Here is an 18,586-nt window from a genome sequence, read left to right on the forward strand (position 1 = left end):
TTAAACCTCCTTTGCCATTTTTTGTGCGCGTCGGATGTCTGCGCTTTGTGAGGATTTGTCGCCTCCGGCAAGCAGAATGATTACTGCGCCATTGCGGATTGTGAAATACACCCGGTAGCCCGCGCCAACATCCAGACGCATCTCAGAGACTCCATCGCCCACCGATTTGGCGTCGCCGAGATTACCTGTTGACGCCCGATCAATACGCCGGGCGATAGCCACTTTGGCGCGCAAGTCTCTAATCGAACGGTGCCAAGCGTGGAATATTGCGGTTTGCTGGATAAGATAAGTCATTAGTCGACTGTATCCAAGTGGATACAGACAAACAGTCGGCCAAGTCTTTTCCGAATGTTGGAAGTGTCGTCACAGTTTGTAGGCAACCAGCCAATCGCTTGTGAGAGCTGCGGGTGCAGCTACTGGCCTAATCGCAAGCAGGCTCGCTCCCACAGGGACGCATTCCCGGTAGGAGCGAGCCTGCTCGCGAAGGCGGCATCAAAACCGCCGCAAATATCCAGAGCGGATCAAGCCTGTGCCGGCGCAATGACCACCGGTCTTTCCGGCTTGCGCAGTGCCTCCAGCCTTGACTCGCTGTAGCGCGTTTCGCGGAAGAAGCGCCAGTGGCCGAACAGGTCGTAAACATGGGTGATCCGCCCTTGTTCCTTGTAGCCCAGGCGCACATGCATCTTCAGGGCCGGGATATTGGCGTTGTCGCAGATATCCACCACTTTTTTGTACCCCCGGGCGTCCATGACTTGCCAAAGTGCGGTCTGTGCGTCGACGGTCAAGGTGCTGCCGAAATAGGGCCGGGCAATTTCGGCACCGAACTGGAAGTACTCACCGGGCTGGATCGTGAACGTGTAGCGGTAGAAGTGGCGGTCGTAATAGTCGCGAGTGCTGGCCCAGACGAACCCGACGGTGTGACCTTCCTGGTCCAGGTACATGTGCCCGGTGTGCCCTTCAACGGCCAACTCGGCCATGGTCTGCACACGGTCACCAAAGTACTTGCTGAAAGCCTTGGCATTGTCCTCGGTGATGTCGACTCTGTGTAAACCTTCACAGGGGCGCAGTTTGTTCGGCGCTATCGGCGTGACCAGATCGCGCTCCATCCACAGCAATTCACGGTGAGCGAAGACGTAACGTTTGCCGAAAGCGCCAACGGTGCGGCGCAGGCCTTTTTGTTTGATGCGCAGAAGCAGTTTGTCGATGACGTTCATGATGCTCTCCGAGGCCCTAGCCCAGGTGTGGTGGATGATGTTGCCGGTTGATTTACGGATGTAATTGCCGCTGTCGGTCTGCCGGCACGCTGTGCGCGCCATTTCTGCAAGGCCGGTTTGACGCAGTACCAAAGACGTAGCCCCAGGCCCAGCAGCAAGCCACTGGGGCGCCATGAATAGAAGCTCCAGCGCCAGTGTTCCAGTTGCCCGGTCATGCGCTCGTGCAGTTGATGGCTGGAGTTTTCCAGGCTGACCCGCGATGCATCGATCCAGTGCCATTGCTCGTCCAGGCCCCAGCGAATCCATTCCTCCAGCAGTACGCGGCCGCTGCCCAGATCGGCATGCTGCGGCAGAAATGCAAGGTTGTAGTCGTAGAGTCGGCCCTGTTCGAGCAGGCCCAGCCGATAGCTGATGCAGCGGCCGTCCAGCTCCAGCGTCACGACCCGCACCAGCCCTTGAGCGGCGAGGGCGGTGAACGCGCTTTCTATCCACTGACGACTGCGATCGGTGGCGAAAATCCCGACGCCCTCGTCACCTTTCCAACTGACCGACTCGACTGCCTGCAGCGCTTGTAAAATCGTAGGCATCGACTGCGCGTCGGGGGTGATTCGCCTTACCTGGGCACCGCACGCGGCAATCCGTTTGCGCGCCCGACGCAGTTTGTAGCGCGGGTCGCCGGAAACTTCCTGATGGTCGGCGTCGCTGATCAGATGCACCGGCACCCGGCAACTCAGGCGTCGCTCAGCCGTGGAACTGCGCGCCATCCATTCAGTGAGCGCACTTTCTTCGCCGGCAGGTTCCGACAGTTCATTGAGTTGCAGCAGCGCATGGGGCAAGTGCTGGCGGATCAGCAGCAGCGCCTTGTGCATGTCTTCACTGTCGAGCAATGACAGCAGGGCCAGCCGATCGGCCAGCGGATAACCCAAGTGGCGCAAGACGCGAAATGGCACGCCGGCGTAGCGTTCGGGGCCGGCCACCATGGGCAGGCACAGTCGCAGTGATTCTGCTTCCCAGCCGAGCAGAATGTGCAGACGCTGATCCTCGCCCAGCGCCTGTTCCGCCGCGCACAACCAGCCGAGGTTGTTGAACGGCGTGTGATCGGTCACGCGCAGGCGCAGTGCCTCATAGGCCTCTGCCGGGAAGTCGGCAGCGCGCAGCGACGTGCGCCATTCGAATCGCATCGCCATAGGTTCAGGCCGCCGTTGCTGGGACAGGTGGACGGGAAGCTTTGCGTAGCGCTGACAGGCGCGAACCGCTGTAACGGGTTTCGCGGTAGAAGCGCCAGCGGCCAAACAGCGTGTAGATATGAGTGATCCGCTGTTGTTCGGTATAGCCCATGCGCAGGTGCAGCTTGAGCGCCGGGATGTTGCTGGAGTCGCAGACATCGACCACTTTGCTACAGCCTTGCACGGCCATGGCTTTCCACAGGCGCACTTGCACATCGACTGACAATTCGGTGCCCCAGTAGGCGCGGGCCATTTCGCCACCGAACTCGAAGAACTCGCCGGGTTTCACCGGGAACCGGCAACCGTAGTAATGCCTGTCGAAATAATCGCGCGGCGTGCCCCAGATAAACGCCACGGCATCGCCGTGCTCGTCGACATGCATATGCCCGGTGTGACCTTCATTGGCCAGCTCGGCCATGACGCCAACACGGTCGCCAAAGTAACGGGTGAAGGCGCTGGCGTTGTCTGCGGTGATCTTCAATACGCGCAATGGCGGGTACGGTTTGAGGTTGTGCGGCGGCACGGGGCTGACCAGATCCCGCTCCATCCACAGCAGTTGCCGATGGGAAAAAATGTACATTCTGCGGATCTTCGCCAAGGTCGCTCGCAGGCCTTTGCGACGGATATGTCCGCTGAGTTTTTGCAAAATATCCATGGTCTCTTCTCCTGATGAAGGTGCCGCGCGCAGCATGACGCTCGCAGGGCAGAAGGGCGGTTCATGAAGCGTTCCAGTTCAGGGCAAACAGGGTTTGCCCGGGTAATTCGAAACGCACGCGCCCGTTTTCGCAGGCAAACGGTGCGTCGCGGGCGCGATTGTCAGCGCCGAAGAAATGCAGGGCGCCTTGCTCAAGCGGGCACTTGGCGCCGTTCAGATCGACGCGTTGCAGGCGGGTGCCTTTGTTCACCCCAAGCAAAGTGCGCTGCTCGTCGCCGGCCATCGCCAGCACATCCACTTCGAAAGCGTCGTTGTCCAGTTGCAGGACTTGCGGCAGCCAATGCCGAGCGATGAATTGCTGGGCCAGACCCACCGGTTTCAGTTCGAAACGATCGCCGCCCAATACGCGCACCATGCCCTTGGCATAGGGGGGCTCGTCGGCTGCCTGAAACCAGTTGAGCATGCTCAGCACGCCGTCCTGAGAAGCATTGATGACCACCGAGGCCCACCACAGCGCGGCGTAGTGAGTGTCCTGGTCGTACGGGCTCAGGCTCGAGCCGCTGGACAGGTTGGTCTGATCGAGCAGCAAGGCCTTGCGCGGCTGACCCTCGGCGTCGAGGCCGACCAGTTGCGCGGCGCGGCGCACGCTGTCGCGGTAGACGCGGGTGGCGAGCAGGTCGCGGATCATCCATTCGTGCCAGGCCAGCGCGTCAATCTGATCGGGCGATTCACTGAGCAGACGCCGGGCCCAGTCGATGCCGCGCTTGCCCGCCGCGTTGCGTGTGAATGGCCCGTTGACCAAGCGTGAACTGGCCGGCATGGCGATGCGCACGCCGGCCTTGGCATTGGCCGGATCGCTGCGTACCTGGCGGGCCATGCTGACAAAAATCGCCTGGTAATCCTCGTAGCTCGAATAGTTGAGGTTGGGCTCGTCGGCGAAGCCGATGTAATGCGTACCTTGACCACCCAGTGCGCGCGTGCTGGCGAGCCAGGCATCGAGGCCGTTGCTGCTTTGCACGTCAGCGCGCAGATTGGCCTGACGCCCGGTGCCGGCGAGCAGGGTGATGTCCTGGCGGATGCCGAAGCGCGTCTGGTAGAGCTGACGAACCGGGTCTTCGAAACGGGCATTTTTCGAAGCGACGTCAACGTAGCTGTAATAACTCGCCGCCCCCGGTTTCAACGCATCCAGTGCGGCATGACTGCTCGCGGGTGGCATCAGATTGGGCAGCGCGATGCCAAGATCCGGGGTGCGCCCGAGCACCTTGTCGTGCAGGGTCAGGCGGACCTCACCCGACTCTTCACGCAACGGCTGGAGCTGCTGGGGATTCTGCGCAAACAGGTTGGCCGTGCCGTCGAGCCAGAACGCCGCTTTGCCGCTGCCCTGCAGGCGCAAGCGCCAGATCTGGGCCCGGTCGCTGACCGGCAAGGCGACTTGATCGAATTGCCAATAAGCGCGGTAGGGCTTGAGGGCCAGCGACAGCTGTTGTCCATCGTCCACACGCTGTGCTTGCAGTGCGTTGACGCCGCCGTGATATTTGCCGTTCAGCACTGCGTGTTCCCCAGGTGCGACCTGGAAAAACAGCTCATCGCCCTTGCGGCTTTCGACACTGAAATGCACCTTGGCCGGACTGAACAGCGCCACGGTTTTATCGTCATGCTGGACGCGGTAGCTGCGGAAGCTGTAGCCGGGAATCTCCAGGCGATAACCGGCAGTTCCCGGCAGCAGCGGCCAGCTTTGCGAACCGCGGACTTCACTGGCCTTGATGAAGCGGTCACCTTGCAAGCGGCCATGGCCGTCGAGCAGATAGATATGCTCTTCATTGGCCTCGGCCTGCCACGCCGGATCCCAGCGCACGGTGACGGTATCCGGGCGATCGGCTTGCAGATACAGGCTGCCGTCGCGGATGTCGCCCCACTGCATGGGCGCAGCGAAGACGTTCAGCGTCAGGCCGAGTCCGCACAGCAGGGCCAGGCGCTTCATGCGGCTTTCCTGCGCTGCAGCATCAGCCACATCGGGCTGAGGTCACCGGGCAGAATGAACAGCGTCTGCCAGAACGGTACGCCGCTGAGTCTGCAGTAAAGCACCAGCATCGCCAGGGTCACTGCCAGATAGGCAATCGAGGATGCCGCTGCTGCGCCGACGATGCCGTAGCTTGGGATCAGCAGCAGGTTCAGGGCCAGATTGAGCAACGCCCCCACCCCCATCATCAGCGAGACGGTTGCAGGGCGATTCTTGCCGATCAGGTCCAGGCGCAGAATGCTTGCGTAGCACAGGCCCAACAGCCCCGGCAGCAAAGCCAGCAGCGCCGGGTAGGCCGGTTGGTAGGCGACGCCGAACAGGGTGACGATCAGCCATTCGCCGATCAGCGCCATTGTGACGCAGGCGCCGAGCATCACCGTGGCGGTCAGGCGCAGCGCCAGCGGCGTGACCTTGTCCATGCCCTTGTCCTGTTGCAGCAGGCGTTTCATCAGCGGTGTGGTGACTGCTTCCGGCACGATCAGCAACAGTTCGGCGGCGGCGCTGGCCATGGCGTAATGGCCGAGCGCGCTGCTGCCCAGCAGGGCGCCGATAAACAGGTAATCGGAGCGCAGAATCACTTGTTGGAACAGCAGGTCCGGATGACTGCGCGCGCTGAATTTCAGCAACTCCTTCTGGCTCGCACGATCCCATTGCAGTTGCAGCGGCTGTGCACGTTTGAGCCACATCCAGCCCACCAGCACCACCAGGCTGATACCGGCCAGCCAACTGATCAGTGCCGCTTCGAGTGCCGCCTCTTTCCACATCCAGAACAGCGCAACAAACAGCAGCAGTGGTGCCAGCGATTCGATCAGGCGCAGGACATTGAAGGCGACTACGCCGCCCGACGCGTTGTGCAAGGTCAGCAGGCCGCTTTTGAGCACGGTCAGCGGTACCGCCAGCAGCAACAGCCAGGCCAGCAGACCGAGCTGCAGGGTGACATCGAGTTCGCTGCCAAATTCTCGCGCCAGCGCCACCACCAGCAACGTCAGCAGCCCGGCCAGAAGACAGCCGAACACCAACACCTGAGCGAGCAACACCCCCATCGGCCGCTGGTTGGCCGCCTGATAACCGACCGCTGAATTCAAGCCGCCGCTGGTGGCCGCACTGATCAGATCCGGCAGGGTGCTGAGCAGGGCGAACAGACCGCGTTCGCTCGGCCCGAGAATCCGCGCCAGCAACACATTGCGCAGCAGGCGCAAGGCGATCATCGCCAGTTTGGTGCCCATGCTCAGGGCCAGATGCCGGATGTAGCTGCCGCGACTCATGGCCGTGCCCCGCGAAAGATCCGTAACGACAGCAGTTCCGGATTGCGCGCGGTGCGTTGGCTGACGCCGAAGCGCGGCAGGTTCAGAGGATCGCCGGCACCGCGATAGAGTCCGGTGGCCGTGCCAAGCGCAAACGGGTAATCGTGATTGGCGACCTGCTCGCGCACGCGCTCATCGTTGTCGCCGTTGGGGTAGCAATACACCGGCAAGGGCCGATTGCAGCCGTTGTGCAGGGCGTCGCGGCTGCGGCTGATTTCCTCGTGCAAGCGCACATCATCCAGGCCGGTGAGGATCGCATGACTGGCGCCGTGGGGGCCGAAGCGCACCAGACCGGACGCTTCCATGGCGCGCACCTGATGCCAGTCGAGAGCTTGCGGCAGGGAATCCGGCGGACACTCATTGGTCAGACGTTCGAGTTCCTGCGGATCGAGGCTCTTCAACCCTTGCAGGTAATGCAGCAGCGCCAGGCTGCGCCGGTCGACATCGATATCGTCGAGCAGCACCGGCAGCGGATGGCCGGTGATGCGCAGGTGTTCGATCAGGTGCATGCGCGCCTTTTCGCCATGGCTGCCCCACAGCGTCTCACCGACGCTTTCCCACCAGAAGCGTTGCCGGCTGCCAATGAAATCGGTGGAAAGAAAAATGCTCGCCGGCACCTGATATTTCTGCAGCAGCGGATAAGCATTGACCGCGTTGTCACGCCAACCGTCATCGAAGGTCAGGGCCACTCGCGGGCGCTCGGTGCGCAGGGCGTTGGGCTGCAACAACTCCATCAGCGGCACGCAATCGAAATGCTTGCGCAGCCACATCAGCAAGTGTTCGAACGCCTGAGGGCCGACGCACAGTTCGTTGCGGTGCGGCAGATTGGCGGCCCGGTCGTTGGCCAGCACCCGGTGGAGCATCAGGATGACCCCGGCCCCGTGCAACTGGTTACGCCCTACGGACGAGTTGAGATAGAGCCAGCCGCTGGTGCGTTTTATCAATTGTTTGATCGCCATGGCATGCGTCCTCTCAACGATTCTGATCAGGATTCCACTGTGCGTAACGTTGCCCGCGCAGGAACTGCCACAGTCCGACGCTCATGCCTGCCAGTGTCACCAGCAGGAATGCCGCGAGGCGGAACGGTTTGGGCAAACGGTGTTGCGAATCCAGCAGGCCGGCGGTGGCAATCGAGTAACCGAGCAATTGCGCGACCAGACTCAGGCGATAGAAACCGTGTTCGTTCCACAGCCAGAAATTGCTCAGCAGCAGCGGCAGCAACAGCACCGGCGCCAGTCGACGAATCAGCTTGTGGCTGATCAGCGCGATCGAATACAGGCCGTGCTTGAAGGGGTTGAGCAGTTCACGGCGTTGCGCCAGGCTCTGCAGGCCACCGACGGTCACCCGCTGGCGGCGACGCCATTGCTTGTCCGCTTCGTCGACACCCTGATCGATCACCTGCGCCTCGGGCACATAAACGATGCGTTTGTGCGCCACCGGTGCGCAGGTACTGATGAAGAAATCGTCGTTGACCTCGGCCGGCACGTTCTGGAACAGTTCGCGGCGCAAGGCGAGCAGGGCGCCGTCGGCGGAGACCATGCAGCCGGTGCGATTCTCGACCCGGCGCAACCAGCCTTCGTAATGCCGATACAGACTGTCGCCGATGCTCAGGCCGCCACCGGTGACTGGTATCACCATGTGCCCGGCGCAGGCGCCGACCTGCGGATCGCTCAGCGGCGCGAGCAAGTGGCCGAGGGTATCGCGCGACCATTGGTTGTCGGCATCGGTGAACACCAGAATGTCGCCGGTACTCAGGGCGGCGCCGGCATTTAACGTGGCGGCTTTGCCCTGACGCGGCAGGTCGAGGACGGTGATGCGCGGATCAATCACTTTGTGCGCGCAGGCCACGGTGTCATCGGTCGAGCCGTCGCTGGCCAGAATGATTTGCAGCGCGGCGGGCTGATAATCCTGGGCCAGCAGGGTGCGCAATTTGTGCTCGATGTGCCGCGCCTCATTGTGTGCAGCAATGACGATGCTGACGTTCAGTGGCGGCGCGGGGGTATGTCGCCAGGCCGGGAACAGTGGCGCGAGCAAAGTCAGCAGCAGCGGATAGCCGATGTAGGCGTACGCCGGCAGCAGCAGGCACAGGCAAAAAATGAGTTCAGCCACGGGCAGGCCTCCTTGCATTCCAATGACACAGACCGAGAATCAATGCCGCGCTGGCCAGGTGCAGGCGCACCCAGTGCAGGCCCCAGAGTTGCAAGGTCAGGCTGAGGTCATGCTGGCGAATGCTTTGCCGCACGCTGAGCAGCAGACTGGGCAGCAGGCCCGCCATCAGCAGCATCAGCGCCTGCTGCGCGTGGCCGCCCAGCAATGCGACGATCGCCAGGACATCGAGCAACCACACCAGCAATGACAGCAGCGGAAACCGCAGCAGGCGCAGGCTCATGCCGTGGGCGCGGAGCAATTGCAGGTGACTGCCCTGACGCCACAGTTCCTTGCCGATCCATTCGCGCCAGCTCATTTCGTAGCCCCAATGCAGGGCAACGCTGGTATTGACCGACAGCAGGCGAGCCCCGTGTCTGTGCAGACGCAGGGTGTATTCCTTGTCCTCGCCGGTGCGCAGGGTTTCGTTGAAACCGCCAACCTTGTCGAACCACTGTTTGCGCATCAGCAGGTTGGCACTGGGCAGCCATTGCACGGTGCGTGTGGCGCGGCCCGAGGGGCGCAAGGAGCGGCGCTGCCACGCGGCGGCGAACCATGGCGCGGCAGCAGGGGTGTGCAGGTCGAGTCCAAAAACGTCGCCCTGGTCGCCTGCTGCTAAGGCAAACATCTGCTTCAGCCAGTCTTCCGGCATCTCGATATCGGCATCGATGAACGCCAGCCATTCACCGCGAGCAACCGTTGCGCCACGATTGCGCAAGGCGCCGATCAGCAGCCCGGGCGCCAGCAGAACCTGCGCGCCGAATGCGCGGGCGATCTGTGGCCCCTCGTCGCTGGAGCCGTTGTCGACCACGATCAGTTCACAGTCGATGTCGGCTGCGTGCGCGGCTTTGCTCGCCGCCAGCAGCGTGCGACCGATGTGCCGGGCTTCGTTGTACATCGGAATGACAATGCTGATCCGGCTCATACTTTGGCCTCCGTCAGCGGTGCCTGCTCGGCTTTCAGGCGCAGCACCCAGGTCAGCGCCAGCATGATCCACAGGTACTTCAGGTTCGGCGCGCTGAGGAACATCAGGAACAACGTCAATGACAGAAAGCTCATGCCCAGATGGGTAACCATGCCTGCGTGCTGCCATTCGCGCCGTTGCAGCCACGTGCGTCGTGCGCGGATCAGGTTGTAGAAACCCTGCACCAGCATGCCGACAAACAGCAGGCCGGCGGGAATCCCCAGTTCGCTGAAGATCTCCAGATAAGTGTTATGCGCCCGGCGATACAGGTCGCCGATTTTGCGGTTGGCGGAAAACGCCTTGGCGTAACCGGTGGTCGCGTAGTGCAGCGGGAAAGTGCCCGGGCCGGAGCCGAGCAGCGGATGCTCGCGGATGATCTGGCTGCCGACGACAATGTAGGAGGCGCGACGGCCGAGGGATTCGTCCTGGGCCTTGGCCCCGGCGCTGAGAATGCTCAGGGACTGGATGCGTGCCAGATAACCGGCCGGCATCGCGTAGATCGCCAAGGGCAGGATGATCGCAGCGCCGAGCATGGCGAAGCCGAAGTGCCGTGGACGAATGCGGGTCAGCTGCTGGCGGTAGTGCCAGACCCCGATTGCCAGACTCAAGGCCAGTACCACCAGCCCTGAGCGCGACTCGGTTTTGGTCATGCCGCCGAGCAGTAACAGGCAGCAGCCAGCCCAGAACAAGCGGTGCAGCAGGTTCGGGCTGCGAATCACCAGCAGCAGGCCCATCGGCACGGCGAAGGCGATCAGCAGGGCAAAGGCGTTGGGGTCTTCGAGCAGGCCGGCGGCGCGGCCCTTGTCCTGGAATCTGCTGGAAAACATCGCCATGGCGCAGGTCGCACTGACGCTGAGCGTGACCAGTCGGGCGAACAGATCAAGATTCAACTCACGGCCGATCAACAGGGTGATCACGAACAGCACCAGACCCACGCTCAGTTCACGCAGATGAGTTTGCGACATGCCCAGATTGTCGCTGGCGAACAGGCTCAGCAGGTACAGGGCCATGAAGCCGATCAGGTAGCGCCACAGGTTGCTGCGCAGGCGTTCGGACGGAATCTGATGCAGCGCCAGTTGCAACATCACGATCACCGCCAGCGAGGCGCCGAGCAACTTGCTCCCGGACACAGAACTGTCCTTGAAGAATCCTTCGAACGGCACCAGCGCGGCAATGCCGAGCAGGCCCCAGGTCGGCTTGCGGTACAGGACGGTGAAACCGACCAGGCCAATCACTGCCCCCGGCGCCAGATACGGCCAGGGACTGGCCAGCAAACCGAGGCTCACCAAAGCGAACAGACTGACGATCGAGAGCGGGAAAATCATGTGCGTGCCTCCCGTGCCGTGTGGATGTACAGCTGCGACCAGCGTTCGGCCAAAGCCTTGAGGTCGTAGCGTTCCTGTTGTGTACGTCTGGCGTTGTCGCGCAACTGCGCTGCCAGTTTCGGTTCGGCCAGCAGTGTGTCGAGCTGGCGGGCGAGGGCGGCGGTATCCGTCGGCGCGGCGAGCAGGCCGTTGTGGCGGTCCTGCAGGACATCGGGAATGCCGCCGACCGCGAACGCCACCACCGGCACCCCGGCCTGCATTGCTTCGAGCAGAATCATCGGCGTGCCCTCGGTGCGCGAGCTGATCACCAGCGCATCGAGTTGCTGCCACCAGCCTCGCATCGCGGTCTGATAGCCCGGCAGGCGAATCCGCGGCTGCAAACCGGCAGCATCGATGCGCGCCTGCAAGGCCTCGCGTTCCGGGCCGTCACCGAGCATCACCGCGTCCAGTTGCGGATGCTGGTGACACAGGCCGATCAGCGCATCGAGAAACAGGTCCGGGCCTTTTTCACTGCTCAAACGACCGACGTACCCAACCAGCCAGCGTTGCCGGTCTGCCACCGACTGCATCGCCGGCGCGGCTGGCAAACCGTTGGGTATCACCTGCAACTTCTCCGCGCGGACGTTGGCCTGGAGGTGCAGCGTGGCGATGCTTTGCGCCACGCAGACCACCTGCTTCACCGACGCCGTGCGGCACAGTTGCAGGCTGAGCCAGGTGTAGAACTTCTGCTTGCGACTGCGCGGGGTGAAGCCGTGCTGAGTGATCACCAGCGGCAGGCGCAACAGCGTTGCGCCGATCCAGCCGAACAGCAGCCCTTTGAAGTTGTGGGTGTTGAGCAATGGTTTGTCGCCACGGCGCTGACGCAAGTGCCGCAGCAGTCCGCCGAGCCCGGCACAAGCGCGAGCGTCCACCCCGGCCTCGCGAAAGCGCGCGATCAATTCTGGCGGCGCGTCGAGAAACAGCACCTGGTGCTGTCCCGGCGTTGCCAGGCAATGATCCAGCAACATCCGCTCGGCCCCGTAGAAGCCGCCGCTGCTGAGCAAGTGAATGATCGGCAGGGCGACGATTGGGGTGGACACCGCGTTCAATTGCGCACCCAGTGAACCAGGCTTGGCATGGTCCAGTTCCTGTGTGGATTGCCCGCCTGCGGCGTTTCTTCGTTGAGCACCAACAACACGGGCACGCCCAGCTCATGGCTGATTTGCGCCGGGTGCTTGAAGCGATGGTCGAAGAACTCACGTACGTAGACGAACGCGATCGCTAGCAGCAGCCCGGTGAACAGCCCGAACGGAATGATCAGCATCGGCTTGGGAAAAGCCGCCTCGGTCGGCTCGAACGGTGGGCTCAATACCCGGGCGTTGGACAGGTCGTTGTCCAGCGCGCGTGTCGTGCTGCTTTCGGCAAAGCGTTGCGCGTAGGTGGAAAACGCTGCGTGCAACGCGCCGATCTCGGTGTCCATCTGGCGCAGCTTGCTTTGGGTCTGCTGCAGCTGATGGATGCGATTCTTGAACTCGGCAATGCGCGCGGTTTTCTGTTCGATGACCTGGCTCACCACCGACAGGTCGGTTGTACGTTCCTGAATGCGGTTGTTGACCACTTTGAGGAACTGCTGGCGGGTGCGGGCAATTTGCTCGCGGGCCAGCAACATCGGCTCGCTACCGGGCTGAAATACCGCCAGGTCATTCATGTAGCGACTGACCTGAGTGGTCAGCGCCTCGCCCATCTGCCTGATCTCGCGGTCTTCGAACGCGATGTTGTCCACCGTCGTGGTGAAGGTGAACGGGAAGGTGTAGTCGTTAAGCTTGTTGGTGTTGGCGGCGGCCAGGCTGGTTTTCAGGTAATCAAGCCAGCGCTGGCTTTGCAGCAAGCGATCGCGATACAGGTTGAGTGCCTGCTCTTCGGTGTTGATCGCGTTGAGGCGAAAGGTGATTTCCTCTTTCGGATCGGAAGAACCGACGCTTTCCAGCAGGCTCAGCCGCGCGCCTTCCAGACCATCGAGCCGCACCTGATACTGATGCTTCTTGGTCTCGTAGAACGAGTGCGGCAGCTCGATCGATTGCAACGCCTGACGATCGACCAGATAGTTCTGCAGCAACGCGGCAACGAACGTTGTGCCCTGGGCCGGATCGGGGAAGCTGTAGACGATCGAGATCACGTTGGAACCCGGCAGGGTTTCGATCTTCAGATTGTCGATGGCGTCTTGGGTCAAGCCGTCCAGTGCCGTGTCGCGCACCGGATCGGTTTGCATGCCCAGCGCGTCACGCAGCGGATTGATCACGTATTCGCGCAGTGGCGTGCTGACGTAACGCTTGAACGGTTCGCCGGCCAGCTTGCTGAGCATCCCCGGCGGCGGGTTGTACTGGCCCTGGTCGCGCAGTTCGCTGATGGTCTGACGGATCAGTGCCGGCGAACGGAGGATATTGCTTTCGGTTTCCATGTCCGCCAGCGATGGCGGAATGAAAGTGGCGTTGTCCTGGGTCAGCGAGGTGGTCGCGTCGCCCTGAGACAGCTTTTTCGACTGCACGATGACCTGCGCGGTGATATCGAAGCTCTGTTTGAGCAGCAACGGCAGGAGTAGGGCGATCACTGCAAAGGTCAGAAAGATGCGCTTCACCGTTTGCTTGTTGGCGAAGAAAATCCTGAAGAACTCGTGCAGGTAATTTTCTTTTGGGTTCATGTCGGTCACCTGAGAGTCAGTTGTCACTGCCTTTGTTGTCGACGCGGTAGCCGAAGCTGAAACCGACGCCCTGGAACAGCACCACATCGGCCAGTTGGCGGGCGAGTTCGCCGGCGCTGGCCAGTTTGGTTTTTGGCACGTAGAGCATGTCGTCCGGCTGCAGATAGGCGATTTGTGGCGCGTCACCGGACAAGGCCTTTTCGACGTCGTAGTTCATCGCCTGCACCTGATTGCCGTTGCGCCGCATGATCACCACCGAATCCAGCCGCGCCTTGACGTTGGTGCCGCGCGCCAGGGTCAGCGCCTCAAGCACCGACACTGGCCGGCGGATCGGGTACGAGCCCGGTTGCGCGACTTCGCCGAGCACGTAGATCTCGTTGCCGGCGGTGGACTTGAGCAGCACGTCCACGGTCATCCGCCCCGGCAGTTGCGCGTACTTCTGGTTGAGGAAAGTCTCCAGTTGATTGACGGTCATGCCTTGCAGCGGCACGGCGCCGATTTCCGGAAAACTCGCGTAGCCGTCGGTGCCGACGGTGATCTCGCGGCTCATGCCGGTGGCTGGGTGGTTCAACGCGCTCTTGAGGTTCTGCTCGTTGCTCAGCGGGCTGAGAATCTGCACGGCGAGCTGATTGCGGTTGGGCTGGAACAGTTGTTTGCGCTCATACGCACGCTGGATTTCCTGGCGCGCTTCTTCGCTGGTCAGCCCGGCAATTTTCACCGAGGTGTTAGCGCCCGGCAGTTCGATGGTGCCGTCGGGCAGCACCAGTTGCGTACCGTTGAGCTGGCTGGCGGCGGTAAAATTCAGGCCGATCTGGTCACCTGATTGCACGCGGTAAGCGTCCGAACCGCTGGTGCTGATGTGGAAAATCACATCCAGCACATCTTTCGGGCGCAGGGTCTGCTCGACCCGCGGCATGTCGGTGGCCTGGGCGTTGGCCGGTGTGGCGGTGAGAATATTCACCGGCATGTTGCGGGTGTCGGAATTGCTGGAGCAGCCCGCAAGCGGCAGCAACAGCAGGACAAGCATTCTGGCGTTCATGGCGTCATCCTTTGCGTTCGCTTACAGGTTTTTGTAAAGCCATTTGGGCATGTAGTACTTGCGCCGGTTGAACACGCTGCCGACCACGTTCGCTCCGGCCTGAGTCAGGCGTTGCACAGCGGCCTGGGCGACTTCCCAGCGGGTGTCTTCGGCGCGGACGACAAACACCACGCCGTCGACCTGAGTGCTGATGACCAGGGTGTCGGCGGCGGAGTACACCGCGTCGCCATCGATCACCACGAAGCGGTACTGGCTGCCCAACTGGTCGAGCAACGGGCTCAGGCGCTCGGCAGTCAGATGCTCCAGCGTGCGGATCGGCCGGCCGTTGGGCAGCACATGGAAAGGCAGGCTCGACACCTGCACCACGCAGTCCTGCAACAACGGCGGGTTGTCCGGGTTGAAGAGCAGGTCGCGCAGGCCGCGCTCCTTGCCGAGGTTCATCTGCTGGGTGAGGTTGTCCGCCGACTGGCTGGCGTCCACCAGCAGCACCTGGCCGCTGCTCATCTGCGCCAGTTGACTGGCCAGTGCCAGCGCGCTGGTGGTGGTGCCGGCGCCGGGATTGGCGGCGGTCAGGAACAGGATCCGCAGATCGAGATCCAGCACGGTCGACGTCAGATTCGATTCGCTGGGGCTGGCGATGCTCAGGCTTTTATTGGTTGAACCGTCCATTAGCTTGCTCCGTGGCCGCTGAATACTTTAAAGGGGGTTTTCAACAGAATCTTCAGATCAAGCAGAAGGCTCTGCTCGGCGATGTAGCTGAGGTCCAACTCAACGCGCTGGTCGAAGTCGATGTTGCTGCGTCCGGAGATCTGCCACAGACCGGTCATGCCGGGGTAGATCGCCAGACGCGCGAGGTGATTGTCCTTGTAGCGGTAGGCATTGAACGAGGTCGGACGAGGGCCGACCAGGCGCATGTCGCCGGTCACCACGTTGATCAGGTTCGGCAGTTCGTCGAGGCTGGTACGGCGCAGAAAGCTGCCGATGCCGGTGACCCGCGGGTCCTTGTCGATCTTGAAATCGATGGCGTCAGCGCCGTGCTTGTTCAGGTGACGCAGCGACTCTTTGAGTTCTTCGGCGTTGCTGACCATGGTGCGAAACTTGAACATGCCGAACTTGCGCCCGCGATAACCGGTGCGCTTTTGGACGAACAGCACCGGCCCCGGGCTGGTGAATTTGATCACCAGCGCCAGGCCCAACAGCAAGGGCGAGATCAGCAGCAGAATGGTCAGCGCACCGAGGCAGGCGACCACTCGATTGGTCCGCGACAGCTGCCATGGGCGGCCACCATCGCGGCCGCTGAGCCAGCCGCGACCCTGGCGATGAATCGCTGCGTCGAGACGCATGCGATGTTCGGGGTCGACGCGCTTGTCAGGGCGCATCTGTGCAATCGACACACTTTTTTCATGTCCAGTCATGGCGTCCTCCGCATTCATTCAGCCGCAAGCGGCGCACGGGCAGTGGGGTAGTAGTCGCGGAACCAGGCAATGAAGCGGCCCAGTCCTTCATCCAGTTCTATCCGGGGCTGGAATCCGGTGGCCTGGGCCAGATCGCTGGCTTCGGCGCAGGTGTTGAGCACGTCGCCCGGTTGCAGGGGCAGCAGCTCGACAATGGCTTTCTGGTCGAGGTGTTTTTCCATCAGCGCGAGGTAGGTTTTCAGCGCGACCGGCTGCTGCCCGCCGATGTTGAACAGGCGCCACGGCGCCATGCTGCTGGCGGGGTCGGGCTGCTCGCGATCCCACTGCGGGTTGGCCTGCGGTGGCTGATTGATCAGGCGGGCAATGCTTTCGATGATGTCGTCGATGTAGGTGAAATCGCGCTGATGCTCGCCGTAATTGAACAGCTTCAGCGGCTCGCCTTCGCTGATCGCCCGGGCGAACTGGATCGGCGACATGTCTGGCCGGCCCCAAGGCCCATAGACGGTGAAAAAGCGCAGGCCGGTGCAGGGAATGCCGAACAGATGGCTGTAGCTGTGCGCCATCAGCTCGTTGGCTTTCTTGGTCGCGGCATACAGCGACAGCGGATGGTTGACGCCATCCTTGACCGAGTAAGGCGTGTGCTGGTTGGCGCCGTACACCGAACTCGACGAGGCGTAGATCAGGTGTTCGACCGGGTGATGCCGGCAGCTCTCGAGAATGTTCAGGAAACCGTTGAGGTTGCTGTCCAGATAGGCCCGGGGATTGTCCAGGGAATACCGCACCCCGGCTTGCGCGGCCAGATGAATCACCACTTGCGGCTGCTCGCGGGCAAACAATGCGTCGATGGCTGAAGCGTGAGCCAGATCCACAGTGGCGAGCTGAAAATCGCCAACCTGCTCGCGCACCCACTGCACGCGGTCATGCTTGAGTTGCGGGTCGTAGTAGTGATTGAAATTGTCCAGGCCAACCACCGAATGCCCGTCGCGCAGCAAGCGCAGGACGCAATGGGCACCAATGAAACCGGCGGCACCGGTCACCAGAATCTTCATGGCCGTTGCCCTTCAGGGGCAATGTGGCGCAGGCCGATGCCGCTGTAATGCAGACCGGCGGCAGCCACTTGTTCCGGGTTGTAGAGGTTGCGGCCGTCGATGATCACCTTCGAACGCAGCTTCTCGGCGAGCAGCTCGAAATCGACCACGCGGAAGTTTTTCCACTCGGTGCAGATCACCAGTGCGTCGGCGTCTTCGAGGGTGTCGTCGCGGGTGGCGCACAGGTGCAGGTCGTTGCGGTAGCCATAGAGGCGCCGGCATTCGGACATGGCTTCCGGATCATAGGCCTGCACACTGGCGCCTTCGGCCCACAACGCGTCCATCAGATAACGGCTGGGGGCTTCGCGCATATCATCGGTGTTCGGTTTGAACGCCAGGCCCCAGACCGCAATGGATTTGCCGGCCAGGCCCTGCGGAAACTGCGCGCGCAATTTGCTGAAGAGGATGTGCCGCTGGCTGTCGTTGACGTCGGTGACGCTGCGCAGCAGTTTCAACGGCATGCCGTTGTGTTCGGCGGTGTGCAGCAGCGCCCGCAGGTCCTTGGGAAAGCACGAGCCACCGAAGCCGCAGCCCGGATAAATGAAGTGGTAGCCGATGCGCGGATCGGAGCCGATGCCTTTGCGCACCGCCTCGATATCGGCGCCGAGCAGTTCGGTGAGGTTGGCCAGTTCGTTCATGAAACTGATGCGGGTGGCGAGCATCGCGTTGGCCGCGTACTTGGTCAGTTCGGCGCTGCGGTTGTCCATGAACATCAGTTTTTCGTGGTTGCGGCAGAACGGCGCGTACAGCTCGCTCATCTGCTCGCGGGCAGCGTCGTCGCGGGTGCCGATGATGATCCGGTCCGGGCGCATGCAGTCGGCGAGGGCGCTGCCTTCCTTGAGGAATTCCGGGTTCGACACCACGCGTACCTGCAGCTCGGTTTTGCCCCGTTGCAGCAATTCGCTGGTGGCTGCGGCCAGAACCTGATCGGCAGTACCGACCGGCACGGTGGATTTGATGATCAGCGTGCGATCGGCTTCCATCAGTCCGGCAATCTGCCGGGCGACGTTGAGCACATGGCTGAGATCGGCGGAGCCATCCTCGTCCGCCGGAGTGCCGACGGCGATGAAGATCAGCTCGGCGTGAGTCACCGCATCGCTGGCCTGGGTGCTGAACGACAGGCGCCCGGCCTTGATGTTTTCTTCAAGTGTTGCGGACAGGCCTGGCTCACTGATGGGCGGCACCGCTTGTTGCAGTTGTTTGATCTTGTTCGGATCAATATCAATGCATAAAACCCGATGGCCGACATCGGCAAGTGCGGCGGCTTGTATAAGTCCGACATAGCCAGTGCCAAATACGCTCACGTCCATCTGCGCACCTCAAATAAAACCAGAAAAGTTAACTACGGGATGAGATTGTTAAAGGGGTATAGCGCAGGGTTGGAAAAGCGTGTCAGCAAAATGACATGTTGCACGGGTATAACACTTGAGGGCTTTTTGGCGATTGGCCATCAAGTCATTGCTGCGATTGAATTTGTTGTATTTTTGCAGATTTGTTCAGATTTAAAGTAACCG

General features: G+C 61.8%; 17 protein-coding genes. All 17 read right to left on the bottom strand.

Going from position 1 to position 18,586, the window contains the following annotated elements; translation table 11 throughout:
• The gene (locus LIS66_RS10305; protein ID WP_042609483.1) at window positions 1-294 is read right to left on the bottom strand and encodes a type II toxin-antitoxin system RelE/ParE family toxin; all 294 of its coding nucleotides are present in this window, start codon (window positions 292-294) and stop codon (window positions 1-3) included.
• A 227-nt stretch (window positions 295-521) separates the two neighbouring features.
• Window positions 522-1,214, bottom strand: a complete 693-nt coding sequence (locus LIS66_RS10310; RefSeq protein ID WP_227974178.1) for an N-acetyltransferase — start codon at window positions 1,212-1,214, stop codon at window positions 522-524.
• Window positions 1,211-2,401 carry a GNAT family N-acetyltransferase gene (locus LIS66_RS10315; protein WP_227974179.1) on the bottom strand — a complete coding sequence of 397 codons (1,191 nt, stop codon included), beginning with the start codon at window positions 2,399-2,401 and terminating at the stop codon, window positions 1,211-1,213. The genes LIS66_RS10310 and LIS66_RS10315 overlap by 4 nt, the downstream gene beginning before the upstream one ends.
• Window positions 2,402-2,405: 4 nt before the next feature.
• Window positions 2,406-3,095: an N-acetyltransferase gene (locus tag LIS66_RS10320; RefSeq protein WP_227974180.1), complete on the bottom strand. Its 690-nt coding sequence runs from the start codon at window positions 3,093-3,095 to the stop codon at window positions 2,406-2,408.
• Between the two features lie 61 nt (window positions 3,096-3,156).
• Complete coding sequence (locus LIS66_RS10325; protein ID WP_042609487.1) at window positions 3,157-5,076, bottom strand: hypothetical protein; 1,920 nt, start codon at window positions 5,074-5,076, stop codon at window positions 3,157-3,159.
• Window positions 5,073-6,380 (bottom strand): oligosaccharide flippase family protein, encoded by a 1,308-nt coding sequence (locus tag LIS66_RS10330; RefSeq protein ID WP_227974181.1) that lies wholly within the window; start codon window positions 6,378-6,380, stop codon window positions 5,073-5,075. The genes LIS66_RS10325 and LIS66_RS10330 overlap by 4 nt, the downstream gene beginning before the upstream one ends.
• The gene (locus LIS66_RS10335; protein WP_227974182.1) at window positions 6,377-7,378 is read right to left on the bottom strand and encodes a polysaccharide deacetylase family protein; all 1,002 of its coding nucleotides are present in this window, start codon (window positions 7,376-7,378) and stop codon (window positions 6,377-6,379) included. Before LIS66_RS10335 ends, LIS66_RS10330 begins: the two co-directional genes overlap by 4 nt.
• A 13-nt stretch (window positions 7,379-7,391) precedes the next feature.
• Window positions 7,392-8,528, bottom strand: coding sequence for a glycosyltransferase (locus LIS66_RS10340; RefSeq protein WP_227974183.1), 1,137 nt, complete (start codon window positions 8,526-8,528; stop codon window positions 7,392-7,394).
• Window positions 8,521-9,489 (bottom strand): glycosyltransferase, encoded by a 969-nt coding sequence (locus LIS66_RS10345; RefSeq protein WP_227974184.1) that lies wholly within the window; start codon window positions 9,487-9,489, stop codon window positions 8,521-8,523. Before LIS66_RS10345 ends, LIS66_RS10340 begins: the two co-directional genes overlap by 8 nt.
• Window positions 9,486-10,853: an O-antigen ligase family protein gene (locus LIS66_RS10350; protein ID WP_227974185.1), complete on the bottom strand. Its 1,368-nt coding sequence runs from the start codon at window positions 10,851-10,853 to the stop codon at window positions 9,486-9,488. The genes LIS66_RS10345 and LIS66_RS10350 overlap by 4 nt, the downstream gene beginning before the upstream one ends.
• Window positions 10,850-11,941, bottom strand: coding sequence for a glycosyltransferase family 4 protein (locus LIS66_RS10355; protein ID WP_227974186.1), 1,092 nt, complete (start codon window positions 11,939-11,941; stop codon window positions 10,850-10,852). Before LIS66_RS10355 ends, LIS66_RS10350 begins: the two co-directional genes overlap by 4 nt.
• A complete protein-coding gene (locus tag LIS66_RS10360) occupies window positions 11,938-13,530 on the bottom strand; it encodes a GumC family protein (protein ID WP_042609494.1) in 1,593 nt (530 codons plus the stop codon). Before LIS66_RS10360 ends, LIS66_RS10355 begins: the two co-directional genes overlap by 4 nt.
• A 16-nt stretch (window positions 13,531-13,546) precedes the next feature.
• A complete protein-coding gene (locus tag LIS66_RS10365) occupies window positions 13,547-14,569 on the bottom strand; it encodes a polysaccharide biosynthesis/export family protein (protein WP_042609495.1) in 1,023 nt (340 codons plus the stop codon).
• 21 nt (window positions 14,570-14,590) lie between these two features.
• Complete coding sequence (locus LIS66_RS10370; RefSeq protein WP_042609496.1) at window positions 14,591-15,238, bottom strand: CpsD/CapB family tyrosine-protein kinase; 648 nt, start codon at window positions 15,236-15,238, stop codon at window positions 14,591-14,593.
• Entirely contained in the window at window positions 15,238-15,984 is a 747-nt protein-coding gene (locus LIS66_RS10375; protein WP_042609497.1) for a sugar transferase, read from the bottom strand. Before LIS66_RS10375 ends, LIS66_RS10370 begins: the two co-directional genes overlap by 1 nt.
• 14 nt (window positions 15,985-15,998) lie before the next feature.
• Complete coding sequence (locus tag LIS66_RS10380) at window positions 15,999-17,033, bottom strand: NAD-dependent epimerase (protein ID WP_227974187.1); 1,035 nt, start codon at window positions 17,031-17,033, stop codon at window positions 15,999-16,001.
• Entirely contained in the window at window positions 17,030-18,382 is a 1,353-nt protein-coding gene (locus tag LIS66_RS10385; RefSeq protein WP_042609499.1) for a UDP-glucose dehydrogenase family protein, read from the bottom strand. Before LIS66_RS10385 ends, LIS66_RS10380 begins: the two co-directional genes overlap by 4 nt.
• Window positions 18,383-18,586 lie beyond the last annotated feature (204 nt).

The organism is Pseudomonas sp. HN2 (assembly GCF_020736465.1).
In the GTDB taxonomy this organism is placed as follows: domain Bacteria; phylum Pseudomonadota; class Gammaproteobacteria; order Pseudomonadales; family Pseudomonadaceae; genus Aquipseudomonas; species Aquipseudomonas moraviensis_A.

Coding starts and splice junctions, on each gene's coding strand:
- LIS66_RS10305 (WP_042609483.1), bottom strand. CDS start 294: ATGACTTATCTTATCCAGCAAACCGCAATATTCCACGCTTGGCACCGT.
- LIS66_RS10310 (WP_227974178.1), bottom strand. CDS start 1,214: ATGAACGTCATCGACAAACTGCTTCTGCGCATCAAACAAAAAGGCCTG.
- LIS66_RS10315 (WP_227974179.1), bottom strand. CDS start 2,401: ATGGCGATGCGATTCGAATGGCGCACGTCGCTGCGCGCTGCCGACTTC.
- LIS66_RS10320 (WP_227974180.1), bottom strand. CDS start 3,095: ATGGATATTTTGCAAAAACTCAGCGGACATATCCGTCGCAAAGGCCTG.
- LIS66_RS10325 (WP_042609487.1), bottom strand. CDS start 5,076: ATGAAGCGCCTGGCCCTGCTGTGCGGACTCGGCCTGACGCTGAACGTC.
- LIS66_RS10330 (WP_227974181.1), bottom strand. CDS start 6,380: ATGAGTCGCGGCAGCTACATCCGGCATCTGGCCCTGAGCATGGGCACC.
- LIS66_RS10335 (WP_227974182.1), bottom strand. CDS start 7,378: ATGGCGATCAAACAATTGATAAAACGCACCAGCGGCTGGCTCTATCTC.
- LIS66_RS10345 (WP_227974184.1), bottom strand. CDS start 9,489: ATGAGCCGGATCAGCATTGTCATTCCGATGTACAACGAAGCCCGGCAC.
- LIS66_RS10350 (WP_227974185.1), bottom strand. CDS start 10,853: ATGATTTTCCCGCTCTCGATCGTCAGTCTGTTCGCTTTGGTGAGCCTC.
- LIS66_RS10360 (WP_042609494.1), bottom strand. CDS start 13,530: ATGAACCCAAAAGAAAATTACCTGCACGAGTTCTTCAGGATTTTCTTC.
- LIS66_RS10365 (WP_042609495.1), bottom strand. CDS start 14,569: ATGAACGCCAGAATGCTTGTCCTGCTGTTGCTGCCGCTTGCGGGCTGC.
- LIS66_RS10370 (WP_042609496.1), bottom strand. CDS start 15,238: ATGGACGGTTCAACCAATAAAAGCCTGAGCATCGCCAGCCCCAGCGAA.
- LIS66_RS10375 (WP_042609497.1), bottom strand. CDS start 15,984: ATGACTGGACATGAAAAAAGTGTGTCGATTGCACAGATGCGCCCTGAC.
- LIS66_RS10380 (WP_227974187.1), bottom strand. CDS start 17,033: ATGAAGATTCTGGTGACCGGTGCCGCCGGTTTCATTGGTGCCCATTGC.
- LIS66_RS10385 (WP_042609499.1), bottom strand. CDS start 18,382: ATGGACGTGAGCGTATTTGGCACTGGCTATGTCGGACTTATACAAGCC.